Origin of the sequence: Mucilaginibacter antarcticus (genome assembly GCF_042686155.1) — a bacterium.
In the GTDB taxonomy this organism is placed as follows: Bacteria; Bacteroidota; Bacteroidia; order Sphingobacteriales; family Sphingobacteriaceae; genus Mucilaginibacter; species Mucilaginibacter antarcticus.
Window position 1 is genome coordinate 1 of sequence record NZ_JBHUON010000013.1, and the last position, 24,071, is coordinate 24,071.

A 24,071-nucleotide genomic window follows, 5' to 3' on the forward strand; every position below is an offset into this window, starting at 1 on the left:
GCTGTGCTGCGATCTGTTATCGATACAACTATTAAATCTGGAAATGATGTCTTTTATGCTCTTTCTTTAATCGCTAACTTAGGTGCTGAATAGTTACCTAAAATTTAACATTTAACGCTTTTTTGCCTGCATACTCAATTGAAATCTTAGCATGATAAAGTTTGAAACCTTGATTTTACAGTTTGGCGAAATGGGCGAAAAAACCGGCTGGCGCTATGTTGAAATTCCGGCCGACCTGGCCCAGGAAATGAAACCCGGTAATAAAAAAGCTTTTAGGGTTAAGGGTAAAGTAGATAATTATCCGATTAGTGGTTTTGCGCTGATGCCCATGGGCGATGGTAAATTTATCATGCCGCTAAAAGCCGAAATCAGGAAGGCTATACGGAAAGAAGCCGGTGCTATGATAATTATCCAATTAGAGGAACACAAAGACTTTAAAGTTGACGTGCCCGCCGATCTGCAAGATTGTTTTGACTTTGACCCCGAAGCCGAGGCGCAATTTAATAGCCTGGCTATGTCGCACCGTAACTACTTTATTAAATGGATTGAAAGCGCTAAAACCAGTGAGACGCGTGCAAAGCGCATCATTAACACGGTTAATGCCATGCTGCGCAAGTGGGATTATAATATCATGATACGCGAAATGAAAAACGATAGAATCTGAATGGTTTTTATAATATTGGTGTGTAAATGTGCCAATATGTGTATAAATACTGCGCAGCCACATATCCGCATATCTGCGCATTAAACTATCTTTATCCATCCAAACTATTTTTAGCTACTAATGAGTGAAGATTTGAACGATCCTGATAAAAATCAGGACGATATACCTGCTAACAACGGAGATAAAATACACAACGTAACCTCGCTTGATGGGTTATATGAAAACTGGTTTTTAGATTATGCGTCATATGTAATACTTGACCGTGCTGTGCCACATATTAATGACGGTTTAAAGCCGGTGCAGCGCCGTATACTTCATTCTTTAAAAGAGATGGACGACGGGCGTTTTAACAAAGCGGCCAACGTTATCGGTAACACCATGAAGTACCATCCGCACGGCGATGCTTCTATCGGCGATGCCATGGTACAGATAGGCCAGAAAAACTTATTGATTGATTGCCAGGGTAACTGGGGAGACCCGGTAACCGGCGACTCTGCAGCGGCGCCCCGTTATATTGAAGCGCGTTTATCAAAGTTTGCACTTGATGTGGTTTTTAATGCAGATACCACAGTTTGGCAGGCAAGTTATGACGGCCGTAACAAAGAGCCTATTACGTTGCCGGTAAAGTTTCCGTTATTATTAGCGCAGGGTGCAGAGGGTATTGCAGTAGGTTTGGCTACCAAAATATTGCCGCATAATTTTATTGAGTTAATTGATGCGTCTGTTGCGGTGCTGCAAGGACAGCGACCTAATTTACTGCCCGACTTCCCTACTGGTGGCATGGCCGATGCTTCGGCTTATAATGATGGACAGCGGGGTGGCCGTGTCCGCGTACGCGCAAAAATTATTGAGCGCGATAAAAAGACGTTAACCATCACCGAAATACCTTTTACAACTACTACCGGTGGATTGATAGACAGTGTTATTGCTGCTAACGATAAGGGTAAGATCAAGATCAAAAAGATTGAAGATAACACGGCTCAAAACGTCGAAATTGTTATTCACCTGGCGCCGGGCATATCGCCCGATGTCACTATCGACGCACTTTACGCTTTTACAGATTGCGAAGTATCAATATCGCCAAATACCTGTGTAATACAGGCTGATAAGCCACGGTTTATCAGCGTGAATGATATGCTTGTAGAGAGCACGAATTTCACGCGCGAGCTGCTTAAACTGGAATTACAGATAAGGCTGAAAGAGTTGATGGAAAAGATATTCTTTAGCTCGTTGCTTAAGATATTTATCCAGGAAGGGATGTATAAACACCCCGACTATGAAAGCTCGGCTAATTTTGAAGAGGTGTTGGTGGTATTAAATCGTTTGTTCGGACCTTTCTTCCCGCAGTTTTACCGTACAATAGAAGAAGACGACTATAAAAAGCTGATTGATAAGCCGATGAGCAGCATTACCCGTTTTGATGTTAAAAAGACGGATGAACAGATCAAGAATTTAGAGTCGGAAATAAAAGTTGTTAAAAACCATTTAAAGCACCTTACCGAGTATGCTATAGATTGGTTTGTTAAACTTAAAGAGAAATACGGCAAAGGCCGCGAGCGTAAAACCGAACTGCGAACCTTTGATAGGGTAGAAGCATCTCAGGTTGCCCTGGCTAACGTTAAGCTGTACGTAAACCGAGATGATGGTTTTATAGGCACCGGCTTAAAGAAGGACGAGTTTGTGGGCGACTGCTCTGATATTGACGAGATCATTGTTTTCCGCGAGGACGGCAGGTGTATCATAACCAAAGTACAGGAAAAGGTGTTTGTTGGTAAAGGCATTATCCATGTGGCGGTGTTTAAGAAAAACGACGAGCGCACCGTTTATAATATGATTTACAAAGATGGTGAAAGTGGCACCAGCTATGTTAAACGATTTGCGGTAACGGGTGTAACCCGCGACAAGGAGTACGACCTTACAAAAGGTACAAAAGGCTCCAGAGTGCTATACTTCTCTGCCAATCCAAACGGTGAGGCCGAAGTAGTTAACGTGCAGCTTAAACCACATCAAAAGCTTAAAAAACTGCAGTTTGACGAAGACTTTGCGCTACTTGCTATAAAAGGGCGTGCTTCTATGGGTAATATTATTACTAAATATCCTGTTAAAAAGATCCTCCTTAAATCGAAAGGTATATCTACTCTGGCAGGCCGAAAAATTTGGTATGATGAGATTTTGAAGCGACTAAATGTTGACGGCCGGGGCAAATTCCTGGGTGAGTTTGACGGTGATGACCGCATATTGACCGTACTGGCCAATGGCGTTTATGAGCTAACCAGTTTTGACCTGAACAACCATTTTGATGACAAGATGGTGGTGATAGAGAAATACAACCCCGAGAAGGTGTTTTCTGTTGTGCACTACGATAGCAAGTCTAAAAACTACCTGGTTAAACGCTTCGTATTTGAAAATATAGCTATAGGGAAACAGATCAGCGTTATTAGTGAGGAAAGCGGCTCTAAAATGCTCATCATATCCGGCGCAGCGCAGGTAATAGTTAAGGTTGATCAGCTTAAAGGCGCTACAAAAACACCTGAAACCGTTGAGCTTAACCTGGCCGATCTGATAGATATAAAAGGCATGAAAGCCATGGGTAACCGCGTATCGGTGCATGTTATACAAAGCATAGTGCTTGAGACGGAGCACGACGATGCCGACGACGTACCCGACCCTACACCGGATGCTGTTGCCGATACAGAGATTGTACTAACCCCCGACGATAAAACCGTTGCCGATGAAGCTCCAAATGCAGAGCAGGAGGTAAACGATACGGAAGTTGTAGAGGATGAAATTGCAATTGAAAAACCGCCGGAAAAACCCGCGGCATCGCCAAAAAAACCCGAAGAAACACCGGTAAAAACCAAGGAAAATCCTGGCGAAACATCGGCAAAATCTGATGAAAAGCCTGGAGAAACACTGGTAAAACCTGATGAATTACCGGTAAAAAAAGTAGATTTTGAGATAACTAATCCCGATGATATCGATATAGACGATAAAGGGCAATTGGGCTTGTTTTAACAAAGGAACAGATTGTCATCCTGAGCGACAGCGAAGAATGACAATCTGTTTGATTATGCACTTATAAAATAGGCTGCCTCGAATACGTGTCCCATTTTCAGGCTTTGTATAGCTTCTTTTTTACTGATGTCTACATGCTGGCCTTCGTTATCGGCGCAGCCTAGCCATGGTTCGATACACACAAAATCGGCGCCTGGCTTAGCCCAAAGGCCCAGGTAATTAAAGTGAGGAAACTCAACCGTTAATGACTGATCATGTTGCGTGCTATTGATGGTCACTACGCGCGATTGGAGGTTCTTAAACACCAGGGCATCTTTAGCAAACATGTCGCGGGTTAAAAACAGCTTGCGCTTGTCTGTTGCTACCGGCTCTGTGGTGCCGTTAAATACACCGTCGGTAGTAAGAAGGTGGGTATCCAGTTTTTCGTCTACTTCAAACTCAAAGTAGTAGTCTTCATACTTTTCGCCGGCATTAAATGGTACATTAAAAGCAGGGTGTCCGCCTACCGAAAAATAGATGGTCCGTTTATCCAAATTAATCACTTTATAGGTAACACGCAAGGCATCATCTATCAGGTCATAATGAATCTGAAAGTCAAATTTATAAGGATATTTAGCCAGTGTTTTTTCGCAATAGGGTAATGAGAACCATGCGGACTGCTCGTCCGACTTTAATAGCAGCAACTCAGATGTGCGGTTAAAACCATGCCGCGGTAACTCATACTTTTGGCCGTCAACCAGTAGTTCGTTATCAATGAGTTGCCCAACAATAGGGAAAAGGTTAGGCGCGTGCCAGCCCCATACAGATGGGTCGGCCTGCCAAAGGTGTTCAACGCCGGTTTTCTTGTTGTAAAAAGAGGTAAGCTCACCCCCCTGGTTACGTATAGCTACTTTAAAAAGGTGGTTCTCTATAATTGCCATTGCAGATATATTGGTTGGTAAGATTTGAATAATGTTAACAATTACCAAACATAGTAGTTTTAACTTAATCAACAATCAATACTACTAATCATCATCATCGTCATCGCCTTTTTTATCTTCTAAAATAACAAAGGCGCTGCGGCGCGGTGCAGGCATCACAGATTCTTCTCCTTTAACAGACTTCCAAACAATTTCATTTAATAACAAATCAGGCACTTTATCCTCATTAGCCAAATTAAATGTATCAGAGATCTTACTGCTTTTATTTACTGCGACGTTCCGTTTCTCAATATCAACCTGTGGGGCTTTAAGCGTAAAAGGGGTAAGATCAGGTGTTGTGGTAAAGCATTCATATAACGGTACCGCGGCGGCATCATACTGGCTCATTGGTGGCAACCCTAATATTAGCTCAATGGTGCGTAATACCCCCGATGTTGAGTACATGCCATGTATAACGGTATTGCGTTTAACATACGGGCCTGCAAGATATACGGGCGACCGGTGAGCGTCTACATGATCTGATCCGTTTTGCGCATCATCTTCTAAAACAATCACTACCGATTCTTTCCAGATGGGACTGTGCGAAAGATGATCAAGCAATATGCCAACGCCCTGATCATTATCTGCAACAGCTGCGATAGGCGATATTGCACCTTTTTTTTGTCCGCTGGTATGGTCATTACCCATACGGATGATATTCAATTTAGGTACATCATTAACGCGTACCAGTGAGTCAAAATCATGAGCCCATACGTTAGCCCTAAACCTGTCTGTTATAGTCATATCAAAGCCCGGCGACTGTACACAAACATGGCCTTTAAGCGCTTTGATGGTGGTTTTACCATATGCGGCAAACTCGCCATAACTGCGGTAGCTTATACCGGCACGGTTGCAATAGTCCCATATAAATCCGTCTCGCGGGTCGTTAGCGGTGCGCACTCCTTCGCCACCGTAATCGCCACCACGCCCACCGTAGCTGGTTGGCCACGTCTTTTCAATATAGTCTGTTGCATAAGCTGCCATGCTCCAGTTATGACCATCGGCGCTAACCTCAGCATCCACATAAAAATTGTCGGCCAACACAAAGTTATTGGCTATGGCATGAAGGTTTGGCGTTACTTTTTGACCGAATATACACAGCGATGTATCGCCATTGCCCTTGGGCATATCGCCTAAAACCTGGTCATAAGTGCGGTTTTCTTTGATTACATAAAACACATATTTAATAGGCGATTTATCGGCTTTACTTCGCGGTATTGGGTTGCCAGCCTCGCCTTTGGCCATTTTTTCAACTTTGTCATTATAAGGCGTGTTAGCATATACTTGCCTGGTAAAAGCCTTTAATTCGTCAACAGTTGGGGTATTGATAAACGATAGTGTGCCTTTAAATAAGCCGCCTATGTATTGCTCCTTAGTGTTTGTAGCGCCAAGGTGCACGCCGCTGTTATCAGCTTTTTTAACAGGCATTGGCCCCTTAGGATTAGGTAGTGATGTAAAGCCCTTGCCGTTTGATACCAATATTTTTGTACCCAAAACCTTTACATTGGTAGGATACCAACCCACGGGGATAAACCCACGGCTTTTGCTGCTGGTTGGCGTGCTTACATCAAATACTGCAAGGCAATTGTTGTCTGCATTAGCTATGTAAAGCGTTTTTTCGTCTTTGGACAAGGCCAACCCGTTGGTAGTTGACCCGGTTAACCTGGTGGGGAATAACGAGGTAGAAACTACTTCTGTAACCTTATTGTTAGCGGTGTTAATGATAGAGACTGAGTTGTCATTAGCATTAGCTACAAACAGGCGCGTTCCCTTTCTATTCAGCAATAACTCATTAGGGTGGCTGCCTACTTTTATGGTACTTAGGTTGCCGGATGTCGTGTTGTACAGGGCTACCCGGCCGCCGTTCCATACCGAAATGTATAATGTTTTCTCATCAGGCGAAAGTATGCAGCTGTAAGCCTCGGCCGCCAGTTTTACTTTTGATTTTATGGCCCGTGTAACCAAGTCTATAACATACAAACTGTTATCCTCTTTAGTTACCGTGTAAAGCAGGGTGTTACTTTTATTAACCGCTATGCCCGTAGCGCAAACCTTTGATTTAGGGTAAGCAGTTGGCGCCAGCTTTATTGTATCGGTTGGCACCAGCTTGTTGCTTTTTATCTCAAAGTGTATTATCCAATTGTCATTACCGCCGGACGCGTATAAATGCTTATCATCTTTACTAAAGGCAAGGCCGTACCACAGCTTCCCCATTACTTTTTCGTCTATCAGTTTTTGATTTACCGGGTCTATCAGTTGTATAGACTGTGTGCTTTGGCCATTATTGGTGACGGCCAACATTTTGCCTGATGATGACAGCTGAATATTTAAAGGCAAATCGCCCAGTGGCATTGATGTGCCTGTCGGGCTGAGCTTCCAGCCGTTAGGTAGCAATACCTGGCTTGTATTAGCAGTTTTGCCGGGTACTTGTGCACAGACATTTAAGGCTGATGCTATAACGCCCGCTAAAAGTAATTTATGCTTCATGGATTAAGGGGTAAACCCAAAAATACATATTGCCTAACTAAAAAACTACCACTTAACATAAAGTTAATGCAACAACTTAGTTAACCTGATGAGTGACCTAACCACCGAATCTTTTTGAGCCTGGGTAAGTTTGGTGTTATATTTGAATATTGAGTTTTCAAAATCGCCGTAGGCCACATTGGGTATCACAATGTATTTATTTCCAAATTGCTTGCGCAGTTTTTCGGTAGCAGCCATGCGGTTTTCTTCGCTTGGTTTGTTGTCGTACAGCAAATCGAAGTCGGGCAGGTTGTCGCCGCAAAACAATACAATATTATACTTAGCCAGTACCTGCCGGCGACGCAACTCTTTACTTGATACGCCTTGCCTTAGCAGGATGTGTTTGTCATCTGCATACGGCAAATTGTACAATTTCAGGTTTTGAGTGGTGCCCGCCCGCTCATCTTCGTCGCGATTAGTTATATAAAAAACAGCTACCCCTTTTGATGCGGCGTATTTAAAAAATGACGGTGCACCGGGCACCGTATCTGCAATCCCTTTTGCGGTCCAGTCTTTCCAGCCCTTCAGGTCAAACTCAAGATTATTAACGGCACGCACGGCGTCGTAGGGGCTATTGTCTAATAAAGTCTCATCAACATCAGTAACTACCGCCAACGGCTTTTTGCTTTTGTGTTTAAGGGCTGCATCCAATCGTAACCGAGCTAAGTTATATGCTTGAAAACATAAGGCTTTATATTCGGCAGCCCGCTGCTGATATAAAGATGCCCAGGTTTTGCCGCCATTGGTTATCGACAGCGGTGCATCCTGCGCCTTTGCCGACAGAATAATAAATAAAGCTGCAGTTAGCAGCAACGTCCTTTTCATGCTATACGTATTAAATAACGAAGGTATGACAGTTTGATTTAAAACTGTATGTTTAAACTTGTAGTTTTATGAAACTAATGTCTAAATTTATTTAACTAAAAAAACTCACACATTATGAAAATTGCAGTACTAATTGCCCGCATATTGCTGGGTCTGATCTTTGTCGTATTCGGCTTAAATTTTTTCTTCCACTTTGGATTTTTAAATATGCCTCAACCAGCCATGAGCGCCCAAGCCACCTCTTTTTCCGGCGGTTTATTCGGCTCAGGTTATTTCTTTCAGTATATGAAAGTGTTGGAGATTGTTGCCGGCCTGGCTTTATTAGTTAACCGCTATACAGCTTTCTTCTTGTTGGTGCTATTACCAATCAGCCTTAACATTTTCTTGTTTCATGCGATATTGGCCCCGGCCGGCGCGCCAATGGGAGCGGGTATAATAATCTTAAACGTGTTTTTATGCGTTGCTTACTTTAAGTATTATAAAAGCGTGTTTACGCTGGCGCCGACTGTATAGTGCAACCTTTTGTCAAATAATAATATCATTTCGACCAACGGGAGAAATCTATACACGGATCAGTGTCCGACTTGCCGTATGTACGTATTTCTCTCTATCGTTCGAAATAACAACTATTGGGTAATTCCGTTATAAATAAAAATGCCTTGAGATTTCTCAAGGCATTTTTATTTATATCTATTTCTCCCCCTCGGGGAGATCGGGTTGGGCTTATTGATACTGAATATACATTGGGTAAGGTTTCTTTTTCAAAACCTCTTCCGGCGTTAGCATGTGGTGCGGTGGTTTCTTGATATCGTTTTTGTAGAACAATTTAAAGCCTGCAAACTGTACCGGTTCGTTATAGATAAAGTATCTCCAGGTGCCTTCTTTAAGGTCAGGTTCGCCCCAGCCATCCATATCCATAATAATTTGTGTTTCCGGGCGTAATTTGATATTCTGATAGTTGGTAACCATTTTTTTGGTGAAACGGTGTACCACAAGCATTTTTGGCGGCAAGCCATTCTTTTTAACCAAACCTGCCAGGTAACCTGTTACATAGTTAATGTCGCTGGCATCATAAGTGCCTATCTTTTTGCCTGGTTTTGAGCCGTCTTTCATAGAAAACTCAGGGTCCATACCAAAGTGAACGTGCGGCATTGAAAGGTATTTCTCTAACAAAGGCAACTCTTGCTGTATAGTGCTTAATGATACCTGTACATCTAAAAACACCAGGGCGTTAATTTTTTTGGCGATAGATAGTACGCTGTCAATTTGTTTAAACGGCATGCGGTAACGGTACTTACCGTCTTTACCGCCATCCCCTTGTGCAACAACGCAAATGTAGTGCAGGGCAGGTTGTACCGGTGTTTTTGGGTCGGCACGCTCCCATGCTTTAATCTCGCCTTTTAGTTTGGCTAACATCTCTTTTGGTGGCAGCTCGCCCAAAATACCCATCTTTTTAGAGTATAAGTTGCCGTAATAAGCTATTATACGTTTGTAAGGCAATACGGCGCCGGGCAAAGGGTAAGGTGCATTTTTTACAGGCCATTTACCGGTGGTGTCACCATGGGCCATGTTTTTCATCAACGCATCATATTTTGCTTTGTCAATGGGCGGGTAATTGTTCTTTTTTAGGGTGATGGTGTCAGCGGGGTCAACCTCTTCGCCATTTGCCACAGCTACCTTTTTACCAGTGTCGTTAGTTGCTTTCGTTCCGCTTGATTGGCAGTTTGAAAACAACATCACAAATGAAAGGCCCAATACAGACTTTAATAATACGTTCTTCATTTAATAAATATTTGATTGTTTTAAAGGGATATCTTAAAGTCCCGGCTCAGTGTAATTATACAAGCTGCAAAGTAAAGTGTTTTACCTTGTCCGCTATTTAATAATTATCCACAAAAGGCTTATTTGTGTTTATAAAACTTACCAAACACACCCAGCGGCAATTTAATGCCCGATGTGGCTTGCAGGTAAAGCTCGCCTATCTCTAAATTTTGTACTTGAGGGAAAGCGCTGGTGATCAGATTTTCAACAATAACTGCCGAGAAACCAAGCGAGTAAGTATTTAATATCAAAAAATGCTCTTCCGGATCAAGTAACTGCACCACGTCGGTCATCATTTCGTTGATATGATCCTCCAACTTCCACTTTTCGCCGTTTGGTCCGTGGCCATACGCAGGCGGATCTAATATAATACCGTTGTATTTTTTGCCGCGTTTAAGCTCGCGTTTTACAAATTTTAAAGCATCCTCAACTACCCAGCGGATGTCTTTTAAGCCCGACAGTTCCATGTTTTCATTACCCCAGGTTACTACCTGGCGTATAGAATCAACGTGGGTAGTGTCTGCACCGGCACCACGCGCAATAAGCGATGCCCCGCCGGTATAAGCAAACAGGTTAAGTACCCTTGGCGATGGGTTTTTAAATTTTTTGATGTTGCCTGATATATAATCCCAGTTAACGGCTTGCTCCGGGAAAATACCGACGTGCTTAAACGACGTCATGGCCAGCCTGAACTTTATAGCTGCTTCGGGGTTTTTATATTCAACATGCCACCTGTCCGGCGTAGCCGGATTTTTCTTGATCCACTCGCCCGATGTTGCCGAACGGCCTTTAAAACGAATATCATGCAAACGCTGCCATTCAGCCTGCGGTAACACTTTCTTCCAAACCGCCTGTGGCTCAGGGCGAATTAATACTACATTACCAAAGCGTTCCAACTTTTCAAAATCACCGCAATCAATAAGCTCGTAATCTTTCCAATGGGTGGGGGTAAGGAGTTGGATCATGTTGTTTTTATGGGATGGAAGATCAAAGATTAGTTAACCGGGGCAAATTTAACATAAAAATTATAACGCGTTAGGCCAAATAGTTACTTTAGCGCAACTATGCACCTAATTAACAAGTTAAATAAAATAGTAGTTACAGCGTTTGCTGTGTTCGTATCTTCAGTTTTAACCTCAGCGGCCCAGCGTTTGCCCGACCTGCAAAAAGAATCGTTGCGCGCTCCGGCAGATATCAAAATTGACGGCAAGCCTGCCGAGTGGGATAACAAGTTCCGCGCCTTTAATAAGTCGACCGAAGTTTTTTACACCATAGCTAACGATGATAATCGCCTTTACCTTACCATCCAGGCCGACCGTAGAAACATCATCAACAAAATTATTAATGGCGGCGTTGCCTTAACCATAAAAAAGGGCGGCAAAAAAGACCGTAATGGTGCCAGCATTACCTACCCGGTTTTTAAGGGTAACGACAGGCCGAGTGTAGATTTTAGCGGCGCGGATTGGCCAGGTACAGAAGCTGCTGCAGTTAAGAAAGCCACCAGTGCCATGGTTTTAAGTAATTTAAGCATCAACTCTTTTAGCAGGTATATCAGAACAAGTGGCATGCAAGGTGTAGATACCTTAATGTTTGTAGATAATAGTAAAGGCATTAATGCCAGCGCTGCTATAGATATTAAAATGGCGTTGACGGTTGAGTTTGCCATTGATTTGAAACTGCCGGGCCTATCTGCTGCGGATCAAACTAAAATAGCCTACCATGTTCAACTGATAGCCGTTGATCAATCCGGGATACCCGAAATTGAAGTAGTTGACGGAACTGAAGGCTTAAAGAAAGACTCATTACAAATTCAACGCCCTACAAAAACGGAGCAATACAGCAGCTCAAAGTTTAACACCGACTTTGTTGGTGAGTATACGCTGGCTAAAGAATAATTTTTGGGCCAAATAAATTCTTTTTCGCTGCGTTTAGTTGTATATTTAGTTAACCAACAAACCCCCAAACGTGAAAAGATATTTAGTTACCCCTTTAAGGCTGATATTGCCTGCGTTATTGTTTTCTGTAACAGTTTACGCCCAAAAGCAACCTGAAGTACAGCAGGGTGGATTGAGAGCCCCCTCTAACATCAAAATTGATGGTAAGGCTAACGAGTGGAACAATATGTTTCAGGCATATAACTCGTCTATCCAGGCATCGTACACCTTATCAAATGATGACAACAGGCTGTATCTTACCATCTATGCTGCCAAAAAAGAGATCGTAAACAAGATCATTAACGGCGGTATCTCGTTCACTATAAACAAAGGGCCCCGAAAAACCCTGATTGGCGGTACAACGATTACCTATCCTATATTTAATAAAGACGACAGGCCGTTTATTAATGCCAACGCGCTAGCATTGATAAAGCCTGATGAAAAGAACCCGGCTCACAAAGCCGACTCGTTGATGAAAACTTTTAATGCCACCTTTGCAAACAAGGCAAAACTGGTTAGGCTGAGCGGAGTAAAAGACCTGGACACGCTGATATCTGTTTATAATAAAGACGGGATCCGTACCCGTGCGGCTTTGGATAATAAACTGTTTTATACTTATGAGCTGGCTATTGATTTGAAACTGCTGGACATGTCTGCCGCAGATCATACTCAATTTAACTACAATATCCGTTTCAACGAGGTTGATATTGACTTTGTGCCCGGCATGGAAATAGCCCGTAACGACGAAGGTTTTGTGACCAAAATATTTGTGGCCAATCCGCAGTTGGCAAATTCGTTTGCCGCCGCTTTATCGCCTACTGATTGTTGGGGCCAATATACGTTGGTTAAGTAATAAAATTACTTATAAGTATGTTTATTACTGAAGTGTTAGTTTAATTGTGGTTAGAATGTTAAGTTTGAATATATCTACCAAACTTATGGCAATCAGTAGTTTAAAATGCAGGTCACTGGCGTTACTTATCTTTACGGTATCGCTTTCTGCATCGGCTCAGAGGCTTCCAAGTCTGCAAAAGGCTGGCGTAAAGGCGCCATTAAATATCAAAATAGACGGCAAGTCAACAGAGTGGAGACATGGCCTGCAGGCCTATAACCGGGCTATACAGGCGCAGTACACCGTAGCTAACGACGATAAACGCCTGTACCTGATTGTTAGGGCCGATAAGCGCGAGATCATTAACAAGATAATTAATGGCGGTATATCATTCAGCATCAATAAAAACAATAAGAAATCTACCGATGATGCCGTAATGGTTACTTACCCAATATTTGCCAGGGGTAACAGACCAACCATAGGTTTCAATCATTTATCTGAAGCGTTAGATAATGAAAAAGATCAAAAAAAGCGCGATTCAGTAATGCTGGGCTACAATAACAGCCTCGAAGATAAAGCAAAATACATAAGGGTAAATAATGTGCCCGACGTTGACACCCTAATATCGGTATATAATTTGGACGGTATAAGAGCGAAGTCTGGTTTTGATGATAAACTGGTATATACTGTTGAGTTGGGAATTGATTTAAAAACATTGAACATAACTTCTGCGAAGTTGGTCGAGTTTACTTATAACATCAAGTTGAACGGAATAGCACTGGATTACGTGCCGGGTATAGAGATATTCCGTGATGCTGCAGGTAATTATGCAGGAATGTCAGGAGACCCAAAAATTGCCCGGGAATATTATGACGTGTCAAGGAGCGACACCGACCTTTGGGGCGAGTATAAACCGGTGAGGTAATAATTAATGAGCGATAAATAAAGGCGCGCCCAATCTTTAATCTTCAATAACAATCTCCAACTACAACTTTCCTTTTGCAGCCTGCATAAACTTGCTGGCAAATACAAAATCGTTAAGCTCAGGGTTGTCGGTTTTAGCAATCTCTTTATTGCTGCCTTCCCACCATTTTTGGCCCTGGTGTAAAAAGATGATATGATCGCCAATACCCATAACCGAGTTCATGTCGTGCGTTACCACAACGGTTGTCATGTTATATTCGGTGGTAAGTTCGTTAATGAGTTCGTCAATCAAAATAGATGTTTTAGGGTCAAGGCCCGAGTTAGGCTCGTCAACAAACAAATATTTAGGCTGCATAGATATGGCGCGGGCAATACCTACACGTTTTTTCATGCCGCCTGATAGTTCGGCAGGGTAAAGCTTGTTTTTACCGGCAAGGTTAACCCGTTCAAGGCAAAAATTGGCTCGGTCGAGTTTCTCACCTGCGCTTTGATCTTTGAACAAATTAAGGGGAAACATAATGTTATCCTCAACCGTCATAGAGTCAAACAGTGCCGAGTTTTGAAACAGCATACCAATATTAGTACGGATGGGTACGCGCTCTTCGAAAGTCATTTCGGTGAAGCTTTCACCATCAAAAAATACTTTTCCTTTGGTAGGTTCGTGCAGGCCAACAATACACTTAAGCAGTGTGGTTTTGCCGGAGCCCGAGCCGCCGATGATCAGGTTGTTTTTGCCCTGCTCAAACGTAGCAGATATGCCCTTTAATACGTCGTTATCGCCAAAAGTTTTAAAAATATCTTTAACCTCGATCATAACATTATACTGGTTATCACTAAGTCGGCAAATAATATCATTACACAGCTATAAACTACACCCGCGGTTGACGATTGGCCAACCTCTAAAGCACCGCCCGACGTATAAAACCCCTGGTAAGCACAGATTGAAGCTATCAGGAAGCCAAAAACGGTGGCCTTGACCAAAGCAACCTGAATAGTTAAGCCATCGAAACCATCGCGGACACCCATTAAATAGTCATCGGGAGTAATGCCGCTTGAAAATACACAAGCAATATAACCACCGGTAATGCCTAAAGTGATAGAAAGAATAACGAGCAGCGGTATCATGGTGATACTGGCAAGGATTTTTGGCGATATTAGGTAACCGGGGGCATTTACGCCCATAATCTCTAAGGCATCAATTTGCTCGGTAACCCGCATGGTGCCAATTTGCGATGCAATGCTTGAACCCACCCGACCGGCTAATACCAGCGCGGATATGGTTGGGCTAAACTCCAAAATGGTCGAGTCGCGGGCAATTTTACCGGCGATAGCAGGTGATACTAATGGGCTGCTTAACTGAAATGCAACCTGTATAGTGGTAGCCGCCCCAATAAATACCGATATTATAGCAATAATACCCAACGAGCCTACCCCGATGGATACCATCTCGCGCATAATCTCTGCCCAATAAACACTAAATTTTTCGGGCTGTCGAAAACTTAGTCGCAATAAATTTATATACCTGCCAAAACTGTAAAACATCTTATCATTTTAAACCGGCTAAAAATACACTTTACTTTTTGAACCTGATTGTGTAATGTTTTATTTAACGGGAACGTAGCTTAAATGTTTAGTGCATTCACCTAAAAATTTAGTATTCGAGAGTGAAGCCAATTGGCACCATATAGGTTACATATACCGGAAAACCATATTGATATCCGGGAGTCCAAGCAGGCGATAGTTTTAAAACCCTTGTTGCCTCGGCGCCAACGTAGTTGATGGCGCATTTAATGCTGTCTCCACGTTGAAAAACCATAAAATAATGGGCATCGCGTTTGGAATTAACCGGTCTGTGATAATTCAATTTTTAAATTTAGCAACATGCGTCGCCCGAGTGTAAAAACTATTTCACCGACTATTCAGGCCCGTTCCCCGAATTTCATGAACGGCATCTGTCAAATATATCTACTTTCGTACTATGAAAAACGCAATAATTACCGGCGCAACAAAAGGAATGGGACGTGCAATAGCTGCAGCATTTGCACAACAGGGCATCAGCCTTGCCATTAACTCGCGTAACGCTGCCGAACTTGCCGCTTTTAAAGCCGAACTAATGCAAATTAACCCCGCCATAAAAGTTTTTACCGCGGTTGCAGACGGAAGCAACAAAGAGCAACTGCTGCAATTTGCAACAGAAGCGCAGCAAAATTTAGGCGTAATAAACATCATTGTAAATAATTTAGGCATATATGCTTACTCGAAAATTTTAGATGATGAAGCTGGTTTGTTTGAAAAAATGATCAGCACTAATTTGATGCCTTCGTACCTGCTATATCGTCACTTTGGTAAAAGTATGATAGCTGCCGGCGAGGGTCATATATTCAACATTTGCTCTGTAGCGTCGCTTAACCCGGTGGTTGAGGCAGGCAGTTACAGCGTAACAAAAGCGGCGTTGCTAAGCTTAAATAATGTTATGCGGTTAGAGCTGCAGCCACACGGGGTAAAAGTTACCGCGATTATCCCCGGCTCAACACTAACCGATTCATGGAAAGGCCAGGAGGTGGATAAAGACACCATGGTATTACCAGAAGACATAGCATCGGCTATAGTCAATGTGTTAAACATGAGCAAGGGCGCCAATGTTGACCAACTCATTATTAAGCCTGCGGGCGGACAATTGTAAACTGATTTAAAACTTAAAAAAATGGAAAAGAAATTACAGCGCGATGAACATAACAAAATGATTGCAGGCGTATGCGCTGGCCTGGCCGAGTATTTCAACATCGATATTACTATTATACGTGCCTTATTTTTGCTATCATTAGTGTTGCACGGTAGCGGCTTTGCCGTGTATGTGGTATTGTGGATAGTAATGCCAAAAAAATCTTACAGATTTAACAATAATAAATTTAACAGCGGCGACCCAACGGTTGACTATACCGTACCGCCACAAAGCTACACCGGCGCCTATGATTACAGCGTGCCGAATGCCTTTACCAGCTTTGACAGCCAGCAAAGCGCACAGCCGTTTGCTATGCCGCCCAAAAAGAAATCAAACGCCGGTGTAATTATCGGGATAGCGCTGGTGGTTTTTGGATCATTCTTTTTGCTAGATAATTTAGGCCTTATACCCGATTGGGATTTCGATCACGTATGGCCATATGTATTGGTTATTGCGGGTGTGGTGTTAATATTTTCGCGCAAAGAAAGTGCGGATAAACCATGGGAAGCTGAGAAAGAAGATCCATTTGCCCAAACCCCGGTTGATAAAGCTGAACCAGCTGAACCAACTGATAATAAAGACAATAAAACTGAAGATACGCCACCGGCATTATAATAACCATTAACTATAAAAAGATCATGAAAAACGATAGAATAATTCCGGGTGTAATCCTTGTATTGATAGGGGTAGTAATATTATTGCATAACTACGGTTACCTGGGCTTTCATTTATTAAACTTTGTATACCTGATACCTATACTAATTGTACTATGGGGGGTTAACCTGATATTTGGTGATAAAAAATCATCGCCGGCAGCAGTTGGTATTAAAATAGCGATAGTAATAGTAGGCTTTGCTTTGGTATTGTTTGGCGACTTTGCCAAGCGCCACAAGTTTTGGAATGGCGACCAATATGGTTTCAATATGGATATGAACGATGATAACGATGATGATAACAACGATAACCATAATGTAACCAAAGTTGAAGGTAACAGCGAGTACCTGGCACCGTACACAGACAGTATAAAGATTGCCCGCTTAAACATTAGCGGCGGCGGTGCAGTTTACACTTTAAGTGACACTACCAATGAGTTATTTAGCGCCACAACCCGCGAGTTTAAAGGTAAGTACGTATATAGCCACAGCCGACAAGACTCTGTATCCGAACTAAACTTTAAAATGCAGGGCCATAGTAATTTGAAATTTAACTTTGGCAGTAAAAACCACAATGCCCGCAACAACGAGGCAATCTTTAAGCTAAATACGAAGCCAGAGTGGGAAATCAATATTAAAGCAGGTGCGGCTAAATTAGATTTCGATCTATCTAAATTTAAAGTACGTTCCCTTAATGTTGCAGGTGGTGCGGCCGATTTTGAAGTAAAATTGGGTCAGCCTTTAGCTAATACCAATGTCAATGTAGAAACTGGTATGTCATCAACAACTATCCGGATACCTAATGGGGCAGCGTGTCATATAAAAAGCAGCACAGGTTTATCATCAACTTCCTTTGATGGTTTCGATAAGAAAGAGGATGGTAATTATGAAACTCCTGGCTTTGCAGGCGCAACTAATAAATTACACATAAAAATAAGCGGCGGTATGGCCGATTTCAAGGTTGAGAGATATTAATCTCTTAACCTTGGTTTTTAGTTATCTGATATGATTTTGCAATACGCTCGTACCAGGTTTGACGGTGTTCATTAAACACAGCCGATAGGAATGGTAGGGCATATACTACCAGAGACAGGCACATGCCTAGCGTTTTTAATACAGCATTGCCAAATTTCAGGCTCTGGCCGTCTATATCAACCACCATTATTTTGCAGAGCAATTTACCGGGGGTAGCTTTAAGCTTCGATATCTCGAACAGAACATTATAAACAAAAAACACAGGGTAAAACACCTTGGCCAACAACGCCATTTGAGCCAAAGGAAGCATTGCTGGCTGCGCTGGCAACGCTATCCAGCCCAGTTTTATCAACGTGTATAATAAAATCATGCTTACCAAAAAGTAGTCTATAATAAACGCTAATACTCTTGATCCGAAAGACGCCATGTTTTCGCCCGTGGGAAAGTAGATGCCGTTAGCCTCAAAGTAATCAATAAACTCGGGCAGGTTTGAGGCATATTGCGGCGAATCGCTTTTTGGGGTTACAATTTCTGTATGGATATTAATATCCATGTCCATTAATTGATTTAATGTATATGGGCCCTTCCTCTCATCGCCTTCAACCAGATAATATTCGTTGTTCATGTTATGCAAAAGTAGTTCTTTAAGGTAAATATTTTACTCTTAAAATCTGGGCTAAAAACATTTCGTATATTCGTTACAGAAAGTAATTAAATGCGATGAAAGTTTCACACTTAAAGGCGAAAGCAGATTACCAGCTGTATGTTGTGTTTGATGATGGGGTAGAGGGATTAGTCGATCTGAAAGATTATATTCAGAAAGGAGTTTTTTCCTTATTAAAAAATACGAAACTTTTTAATGCAGTATACACCACCGGTTATTCGGTTGCCTGGAATGATGAATTAGAGATAGATGCCATTACAATATATGCAGAATTAGTTAACAAAAGCCCTGCGGATATCCTTTCAGAAAATCTAATTCATGCCACAAATTAGTTTTTTTCTCGGTATAGTAATACGTATGTTTTATAGGGATCATAATCCACCCCATTTTCATGCCGTTTATGCCGAACATGAGGCCCTGGTTGATATTCAAAAGCTGGAAGTAATAGGCGGAAGTTTACCACCAAGAGTACTGGGGCTTGTGATTGAATGGACTGCATTGCACCAAGACGAATTGCTGGACAACTGGGAAAAAGCAAGGAATCAAGAGCCGTTGCTTGCCATTGCTCCTTTGGTTTAACCAAAATGATATTCAGAACAAATACACCTTAATGGTTGTAATCTATCATTTTCAAACTCACCCCTCATCAACAGCAACATATTTTGTAAATTTGAGCCGAAATAAACATATTGCATGCAAACCCCCGCTATACTATTATCCGGCCGTTATTGTAACTCGCTAACCGAATATTCGCGTTTTGTTACGCGCGAGGTTAAGATCGGCGATCTGGCTTTGGGGGGCAATAACCCCATCCGCATACAAAGCATGACTACTACCGATACCATGGACACCCAGGGTACGGTTGAGCAGTCTATCCGCATGATAGAAGCCGGTTGCGAGCTGGTACGCATTACCGCGCCAAGCATTAAAGAAGCGCAAAACCTTGCCGAGATAAAAAAGCAGTTGCGCCAGCGTGGCTACAATACCCCGCTGGTTGCCGATATCCACTTTACCCCAAACGCCGCCGAGGTTGCTGCCCGTATAGTTGAAAAAGTACGCGTTAACCCCGGCAATTACGCCGATAAAAAGAAATTTGATCAATTAGATTATACCGATGCCCAGTACCAGGGCGAGCTGGACCGGATCTTTCACAAGTTTACCCCGCTGGTAAATATTTGTAAAGAGTATGGTACAGCCATGCGTATTGGCACTAATCATGGCTCGTTGAGCGATAGGATAATGAGTCGCTATGGCGATACCCCTCAGGGCATGGTCGAGTCGGCAATGGAGTTTATGCGGATGTGCGAGACGCTGAATTATTATAATTTAGTGATCTCTATGAAATCGAGCAATCCACAGGTGATGGTGCAAGCCTACCGCCTGCTGGTGGAGACGATGGTTGCCGAAGGCATGAACTATCCGCTGCATTTGGGCGTTACTGAAGCCGGTGACGGAGAGGATGGCCGTATAAAATCTGCCGTTGGCATTGGTACTTTATTAGAGGATGGCCTGGGCGATACCGTCCGCGTATCCTTAACCGAAGAACCAGAAGCCGAGGCCCCGGTAGCCATTGCATTGGTGAACAGATACTCGGAAAGGTTAAAGGCGAAAGCAGCCCCATCCATACTCTCCACGATTTGGGGAGATTTACAGGGGGCTCACCATCCCTACGAATACATAAAACGCACAACTTACGAAGCAAATGCGTTTATCGGTGGCCACATGGTGCCGCGTGTAGTGGTTGATTTATCTAAAGAAAACTTAAAAGACGCGTCAGTATTAAGCGCGGCCGGTTATCTATACTCGCCATTGCTGGATAAATACAACATGGCCGAGCAGTCGGTTGATTTTGTATTTTTTGGCGATGAGCTACCTTCATTTAATCTACCATCAAACTTAAAACAGCTATACAACTATCAAACCTGGAAAAAACTGTCTGATAAAACCCTTTGCCACCCGGTTTATACCTTACCGGAATTTGTTGGAGCTGACGATCAAACATCAGCCCTCAATTTGGTAATAATAAAGCCTGCCGACATAGAATCAGATGCTTTTGGATCATTGCCATTTAGCAATTCGCTGGTATTTGTATTAGAGACTGATGCCGTGCATGGCATGGCAGATCAACGCGCATTCTTTTTAAAAATGGAAGAGCTGGGTCTTGAAGTTCCCGTAATTATCAAACGATCCTACAGCCCCACCCAACCCTCCCCGGAAGAGAGGGATTTTGAAAGTGAAAGGCAAACAAAAGTCTCCCTGACCGGGGGAGATTTAGAGGGGGCTGCCACCAACTTGCAACTTTTTTCCGCTACAGACTTGGGCGCCTTGCTGATAGATGGTTTTGGCGATGGCGTCTGGATTGACGCACCGCAGGTTGATACGAAAACAATAACTTCTACAGCGTTTGGCATTTTACAGGCTACCCGCTCGCGCATTTCAAAAACCGAATATATATCGTGCCCAAGTTGTGGCCGTACCTTGTTTGATCTGATGGTTACTACGCAGATGATCCGCAGCCGTACCAGTCATCTTAAAGGTTTGAAAATTGGTATCATGGGTTGCATAGTAAATGGCCCCGGCGAAATGGCCGATGCTGATTATGGCTATGTAGGCTCCGGTACCGATAAAATCACCCTCTACCGTGGTAAAGAGGCTGTTAAGAAAAATATTGCATCTGCCAACGCGCTCGATGAGTTGATCAATATCATTCGTGAGGATGGTAATTGGATAGAGCCTATAGAAACACATTAATATATGCCCCTAGCCAACATTGCAGAAATAACAGCAAGGATTAATGGTTACATTGTCCGTGAAACCGTCTGATAAACTAAATGTGGATTACAAGTGTACCAGCGTTATTAGGCTCGGATATTCCCTTGTTTGCAGATGGCAGTTTAGAACTGAATTTAACCTATCGGCGCCGAAACTTATAATCGCGTCGTCGTAGAGATCGGCTACGTCCTGAATGGTAGTTTTAGTTTAACGGAGTAAACTCGGCAAACAAATTGCCCGCTTCAGATAGCCGGTTAAGTGGGGTATATGTACTAACTTTAGCATACTCGCGCCAAAGCTGTTGTATATCAGGGATGGTATTCGCGCTTTTTTTGGCTTTTTCTGATGCCCATTTAAAAACCTCTACTATTGTTCCGTCTTTTGTTTCTAAAATAAATGCTTCTTTATTTGTTACCAACCCATGTTGCTTTAAACACGGCAGGTGTTTTTTGACTAATGTCCTAAGGGCCTCTTCTTTGCCCGGATTTGGCTTATAGGCAACTATTGCTATTCTTTCCATATTATCTATCTCGTCGCTTCGTTGCAAAATTACGAATATTAACGCTAAGTACTTGTTAAGTTATTAATAAATTTGTTATTTCATTGACATTTTAATGGTTTTGGCGAGTCGATTGATTTGTATTATATCGGTCAGAAAAATATACTTTTGGCTGGTTTATAAAAACCAAAACCCTGCTCTGTATCAATGGTTAGTGTTAAAATAATCCTATTTGTGGCTACAACCAACAGCTGCAGGCTTGCCCGCATAGCGAACGGATATAGTACGTCAACTTCAAAAACCATGGATATGGAAGGTATACAGTTACTAACCCTGAAAAGTTAAATAAGCGCTATTATAACTCTTGTTTGGCGTTCTGACCAACGATTATAAATCCATAAAGGGTCTCCACCACTCAGAATTAAACGGACCGTCAACTTCGGTAGGTTTACCCGGTTCGGGCACAAACAATGCTATTTTTTTGTCGATGGCGTATTGTTCCAGGCGTTCAATGGGTTCATACCAATCGTGCAGGGCCAGGTTAAAGGTGCCCCAGTGGATAGGCATCATCAGTTTGCCTTTAAGATCAAGGTGCGCGTTTGATGCGTTGTCTGGCCCCATGTGTATATCCGGCCAGTATTGGCCGTAGGCGCCTATCTCCAACATGGTTAAATCAAAGGGGCCAAAGGTTTCGCCAATATCCTTAAAGCCGGGAAAGTAACCAGAATCGGCACCAAAAAATATGTTATGCTTTTTGCCTTTAATAACAAACGATGACCATAGCGTTTCGTTACGACCGGTGAGCCCTCTGCCCGAGAAATGTCTGGACGGGGTAGCGGTTACAATACAGTCATGATCAATCATCACGCTATCGCCCCAATCCATCTCATTAATATAATTACGGGTAATGCCGCATCGCTGTAAATGGGCACCAACGCCCGATGAGCAAAAGAAAGGAATAGTTGTACCGGCAAAACGCTTAATAGTGGCCATGTCCAAATGGTCATAATGATCATGCGATATGATGATAGCATCCAGTGGCGGCAACTCGCTTATTCGCAAAGGCGGGTCAAAAAAACGCTTGGGGCCCATCCATTGAAATAGGGATACCCGTTTGCTCCAAACCGGATCGGTCAGTATCGTTCTGCCATCAATCTCAATTAATAAACTCGAGTGGCCCACCAACGTTACCCGCAAGCCGCTTTTGGGTGGTGTTTTATATATGCTGGTATCCGTTTTAAATGGTCCCAGTTGTTTATTCGGTACAACCTCTGCTTTGTTGTTTATGTAAGCCTTAATAATTGGCCACATTTTGTCAAAGCCAGCTTCGTCGGTTGGTATTGGATTTTGGTATTTGTTATTTATTTTTCTGGATGGAGAGATGCTCATTTTTATGGCTGTATTAGTAATCCAGTATACGTAACAAATGCTTTAAGCAGTTTGTTCAGTTCAGTCGTTTTTAAAAAAGCTGATCGCTGCGTCGCAAAACTCGAGCAACTTATCTGGCATGGTGTCTTTGTTGTAGGGATGGCCCGAGTTGAAAGTATGGTCAGCATCTTTAATTAATAAAAACTCAGCGGTTGGCTGCGCAGCTCTTAGCTGTTCTGCATGCGCCAGTGGTACAGTGGGGTCTTTGTCGCCATGTATAATAAGCCAGGGTTGGCTAATAGTAGCAGCCTTGCCTAAAATATCTAATCGGGCAGGGTTTCGTTCAAGATCATCTAGCAGCGTAGCCTTTAGCGGCATTTGCTGATTAGTGCGGCTATTATGCATATATAATATACCCTGCAAGCGCCATTGCTCTTCGGCGTGTTTAGGCCAAAGGTTATAAAAGCTGCAGATAGATGCCATGCTGACCAATTTGGCCACGCGCTTATCCTCGGCTGTTTTTATAATGCTGATGCCGCCGCCCATGCTATGGCCTATAAGGTAAACGGTTTTGGCCCTCGGGATGGAATTACCATTACAGGCAAAGTCGATCACCGTGTTCAAATCCTCAAGCTCAAAACTGAATGTATTCTCGCTAAAAGCAATCAGGTCAGTAAAATCAACCGGGCTGTCTATAGTGGTACCGTTATGGCTAAAGTTAAATTTGAGGAAGCGAAAGCCATTTTCGGCGAAATAATTAGCCAGCAAGTTGTGCGTGCCCCAATCTTTAAACCCTTTAAAACCGTGCGAAAAAATAACCAGCGGCGCGTTTTTATGGCGATCGTCATAAGTAAGGTCGGTCAGCATGGGCCGGTCTTCGGCCCCCGCGAGGGTGAAATATTCTTTCTTGATCATCCC

At 42.8% G+C, this 24,071-nt stretch carries 24 protein-coding genes; 12 read left to right on the forward strand and 12 right to left on the reverse strand.

Translation table 11 applies throughout. The features are described from left to right. Nucleotides 1–151: 151 nt before the first annotated feature. Nucleotides 152–664, forward strand: coding sequence for a YdeI/OmpD-associated family protein (locus ACFSYC_RS11535; RefSeq protein WP_377127446.1), 513 nt, complete (start codon nt 152–154; stop codon nt 662–664). A 120-nt stretch (nt 665–784) separates the two neighbouring features. After that, on the forward strand, nt 785–3,679 hold the full coding sequence (locus ACFSYC_RS11540) for a DNA gyrase/topoisomerase IV subunit A (RefSeq protein ID WP_377127448.1): 2,895 nt from the start codon (nt 785–787) through the stop codon (nt 3,677–3,679). Between the two features lie 53 nt (nt 3,680–3,732). On the opposite strand, the gene ACFSYC_RS11545 is transcribed toward ACFSYC_RS11540, so the two are convergent. The 3 genes from ACFSYC_RS11545 to ACFSYC_RS11555 all read right to left on the reverse strand — a co-directional run bounded on the left by ACFSYC_RS11545 (nt 3,733) and on the right by ACFSYC_RS11555 (nt 7,989). Further along, nucleotides 3,733–4,599, reverse strand: a complete 867-nt coding sequence (locus ACFSYC_RS11545) for an aldose 1-epimerase family protein (RefSeq protein ID WP_377127451.1) — start codon at nt 4,597–4,599, stop codon at nt 3,733–3,735. A gap of 84 nt (nt 4,600–4,683) precedes the next feature. Next, a complete protein-coding gene (locus ACFSYC_RS11550) occupies nt 4,684–7,125 on the reverse strand; it encodes a bifunctional YncE family protein/alkaline phosphatase family protein (protein WP_377127454.1) in 2,442 nt (813 codons plus the stop codon). Nucleotides 7,126–7,188: 63 nt separating this feature from the next. Then, nucleotides 7,189–7,989, reverse strand: a complete 801-nt coding sequence (locus tag ACFSYC_RS11555; protein ID WP_377127457.1) for a 5'-nucleotidase, lipoprotein e(P4) family — start codon at nt 7,987–7,989, stop codon at nt 7,189–7,191. A 114-nt stretch (nt 7,990–8,103) separates the two neighbouring features. On the opposite strand from ACFSYC_RS11555, the gene ACFSYC_RS11560 reads away from it, so the two are divergent. Continuing rightward, complete coding sequence (locus ACFSYC_RS11560; RefSeq protein ID WP_377127460.1) at nt 8,104–8,502, forward strand: DoxX family membrane protein; 399 nt, start codon at nt 8,104–8,106, stop codon at nt 8,500–8,502. 210 nt (nt 8,503–8,712) lie between these two features. Here the strand turns inward: ACFSYC_RS11560 and ACFSYC_RS11565 are convergent, their stop codons facing one another. Both ACFSYC_RS11565 and ACFSYC_RS11570 read right to left on the reverse strand, forming a co-directional pair. Next, entirely contained in the window at nt 8,713–9,771 is a 1,059-nt protein-coding gene (locus tag ACFSYC_RS11565) for a hypothetical protein (RefSeq protein ID WP_377127462.1), read from the reverse strand. A gap of 119 nt (nt 9,772–9,890) precedes the next feature. Next, nucleotides 9,891–10,775 (reverse strand): class I SAM-dependent methyltransferase, encoded by an 885-nt coding sequence (locus ACFSYC_RS11570; protein ID WP_377127465.1) that lies wholly within the window; start codon nt 10,773–10,775, stop codon nt 9,891–9,893. Between the two features lie 99 nt (nt 10,776–10,874). Here ACFSYC_RS11570 and ACFSYC_RS11575 point away from each other — a divergent pair, with 99 nt between their 5' ends. From ACFSYC_RS11575 to ACFSYC_RS11585, 3 genes are all read left to right on the forward strand, one after another. Beyond that, complete coding sequence (locus ACFSYC_RS11575) at nt 10,875–11,705, forward strand: hypothetical protein (RefSeq protein WP_377127468.1); 831 nt, start codon at nt 10,875–10,877, stop codon at nt 11,703–11,705. 70 nt (nt 11,706–11,775) lie between these two features. Beyond that, complete coding sequence (locus ACFSYC_RS11580; protein ID WP_377127471.1) at nt 11,776–12,597, forward strand: hypothetical protein; 822 nt, start codon at nt 11,776–11,778, stop codon at nt 12,595–12,597. Nucleotides 12,598–12,682: 85 nt separating this feature from the next. After that, nucleotides 12,683–13,501 carry a hypothetical protein gene (locus ACFSYC_RS11585; protein WP_377127474.1) on the forward strand — a complete coding sequence of 273 codons (819 nt, stop codon included), beginning with the start codon at nt 12,683–12,685 and terminating at the stop codon, nt 13,499–13,501. Between the two features lie 60 nt (nt 13,502–13,561). On the opposite strand, the gene ACFSYC_RS11590 is transcribed toward ACFSYC_RS11585, so the two are convergent. From ACFSYC_RS11590 to ACFSYC_RS11600, 3 genes are all read right to left on the reverse strand, one after another. Then, entirely contained in the window at nt 13,562–14,314 is a 753-nt protein-coding gene (locus tag ACFSYC_RS11590; protein ID WP_377127477.1) for an ABC transporter ATP-binding protein, read from the reverse strand. Further along, nucleotides 14,311–15,042, reverse strand: coding sequence for an MlaE family ABC transporter permease (locus ACFSYC_RS11595; RefSeq protein WP_377127480.1), 732 nt, complete (start codon nt 15,040–15,042; stop codon nt 14,311–14,313). Before ACFSYC_RS11595 ends, ACFSYC_RS11590 begins: the two co-directional genes overlap by 4 nt. Nucleotides 15,043–15,151: 109 nt before the next feature. Then, the gene (locus ACFSYC_RS11600) at nt 15,152–15,364 is read right to left on the reverse strand and encodes a hypothetical protein (RefSeq protein WP_377127483.1); all 213 of its coding nucleotides are present in this window, start codon (nt 15,362–15,364) and stop codon (nt 15,152–15,154) included. A 114-nt stretch (nt 15,365–15,478) separates the two neighbouring features. Between ACFSYC_RS11600 and ACFSYC_RS11605 the strand changes: the two genes are divergently transcribed. From ACFSYC_RS11605 to ACFSYC_RS11615, 3 genes are read left to right on the forward strand one after another with little or no spacing between them, the layout of a single operon-like run. Beyond that, the gene (locus ACFSYC_RS11605; protein ID WP_377127485.1) at nt 15,479–16,183 is read left to right on the forward strand and encodes an SDR family oxidoreductase; all 705 of its coding nucleotides are present in this window, start codon (nt 15,479–15,481) and stop codon (nt 16,181–16,183) included. A 21-nt stretch (nt 16,184–16,204) separates the two neighbouring features. After that, the gene (locus tag ACFSYC_RS11610) at nt 16,205–16,837 is read left to right on the forward strand and encodes a PspC domain-containing protein (RefSeq protein WP_377127487.1); all 633 of its coding nucleotides are present in this window, start codon (nt 16,205–16,207) and stop codon (nt 16,835–16,837) included. 23 nt (nt 16,838–16,860) lie between these two features. Then, on the forward strand, nt 16,861–17,850 hold the full coding sequence (locus ACFSYC_RS11615) for a hypothetical protein (protein WP_377127490.1): 990 nt from the start codon (nt 16,861–16,863) through the stop codon (nt 17,848–17,850). 4 nt (nt 17,851–17,854) lie between these two features. Here ACFSYC_RS11615 and ACFSYC_RS11620 read toward each other — a convergent pair whose 3' ends face one another. After that, complete coding sequence (locus tag ACFSYC_RS11620; RefSeq protein WP_377127492.1) at nt 17,855–18,475, reverse strand: RDD family protein; 621 nt, start codon at nt 18,473–18,475, stop codon at nt 17,855–17,857. Between the two features lie 95 nt (nt 18,476–18,570). On the opposite strand from ACFSYC_RS11620, the gene ACFSYC_RS11625 reads away from it, so the two are divergent. From ACFSYC_RS11625 to ispG, 3 genes are all read left to right on the forward strand, one after another. Next, entirely contained in the window at nt 18,571–18,846 is a 276-nt protein-coding gene (locus tag ACFSYC_RS11625) for a DUF2442 domain-containing protein (protein ID WP_377127495.1), read from the forward strand. After that, complete coding sequence (locus ACFSYC_RS11630) at nt 18,833–19,093, forward strand: DUF4160 domain-containing protein (RefSeq protein ID WP_377127498.1); 261 nt, start codon at nt 18,833–18,835, stop codon at nt 19,091–19,093. The genes ACFSYC_RS11625 and ACFSYC_RS11630 overlap by 14 nt, the downstream gene beginning before the upstream one ends. A gap of 114 nt (nt 19,094–19,207) precedes the next feature. Then, nucleotides 19,208–21,265 (forward strand): (E)-4-hydroxy-3-methylbut-2-enyl-diphosphate synthase, encoded by a 2,058-nt coding sequence (gene ispG / locus ACFSYC_RS11635; protein ID WP_377127501.1) that lies wholly within the window; start codon nt 19,208–19,210, stop codon nt 21,263–21,265. A 223-nt stretch (nt 21,266–21,488) separates the two neighbouring features. Here the strand turns inward: ispG and ACFSYC_RS11640 are convergent, their stop codons facing one another. The 3 genes from ACFSYC_RS11640 to ACFSYC_RS11650 all read right to left on the reverse strand — a co-directional run bounded on the left by ACFSYC_RS11640 (nt 21,489) and on the right by ACFSYC_RS11650 (nt 24,068). Continuing rightward, nucleotides 21,489–21,806 carry a hypothetical protein gene (locus ACFSYC_RS11640; RefSeq protein ID WP_377127503.1) on the reverse strand — a complete coding sequence of 106 codons (318 nt, stop codon included), beginning with the start codon at nt 21,804–21,806 and terminating at the stop codon, nt 21,489–21,491. Nucleotides 21,807–22,172: 366 nt separating this feature from the next. Beyond that, nucleotides 22,173–23,174, reverse strand: coding sequence for an MBL fold metallo-hydrolase (locus tag ACFSYC_RS11645; protein WP_377127506.1), 1,002 nt, complete (start codon nt 23,172–23,174; stop codon nt 22,173–22,175). Nucleotides 23,175–23,234: 60 nt separating this feature from the next. Then, nucleotides 23,235–24,068: an alpha/beta hydrolase gene (locus tag ACFSYC_RS11650; RefSeq protein WP_377127508.1), complete on the reverse strand. Its 834-nt coding sequence runs from the start codon at nt 24,066–24,068 to the stop codon at nt 23,235–23,237. Between the last annotated feature and the right edge of the window lie 3 nt (nt 24,069–24,071).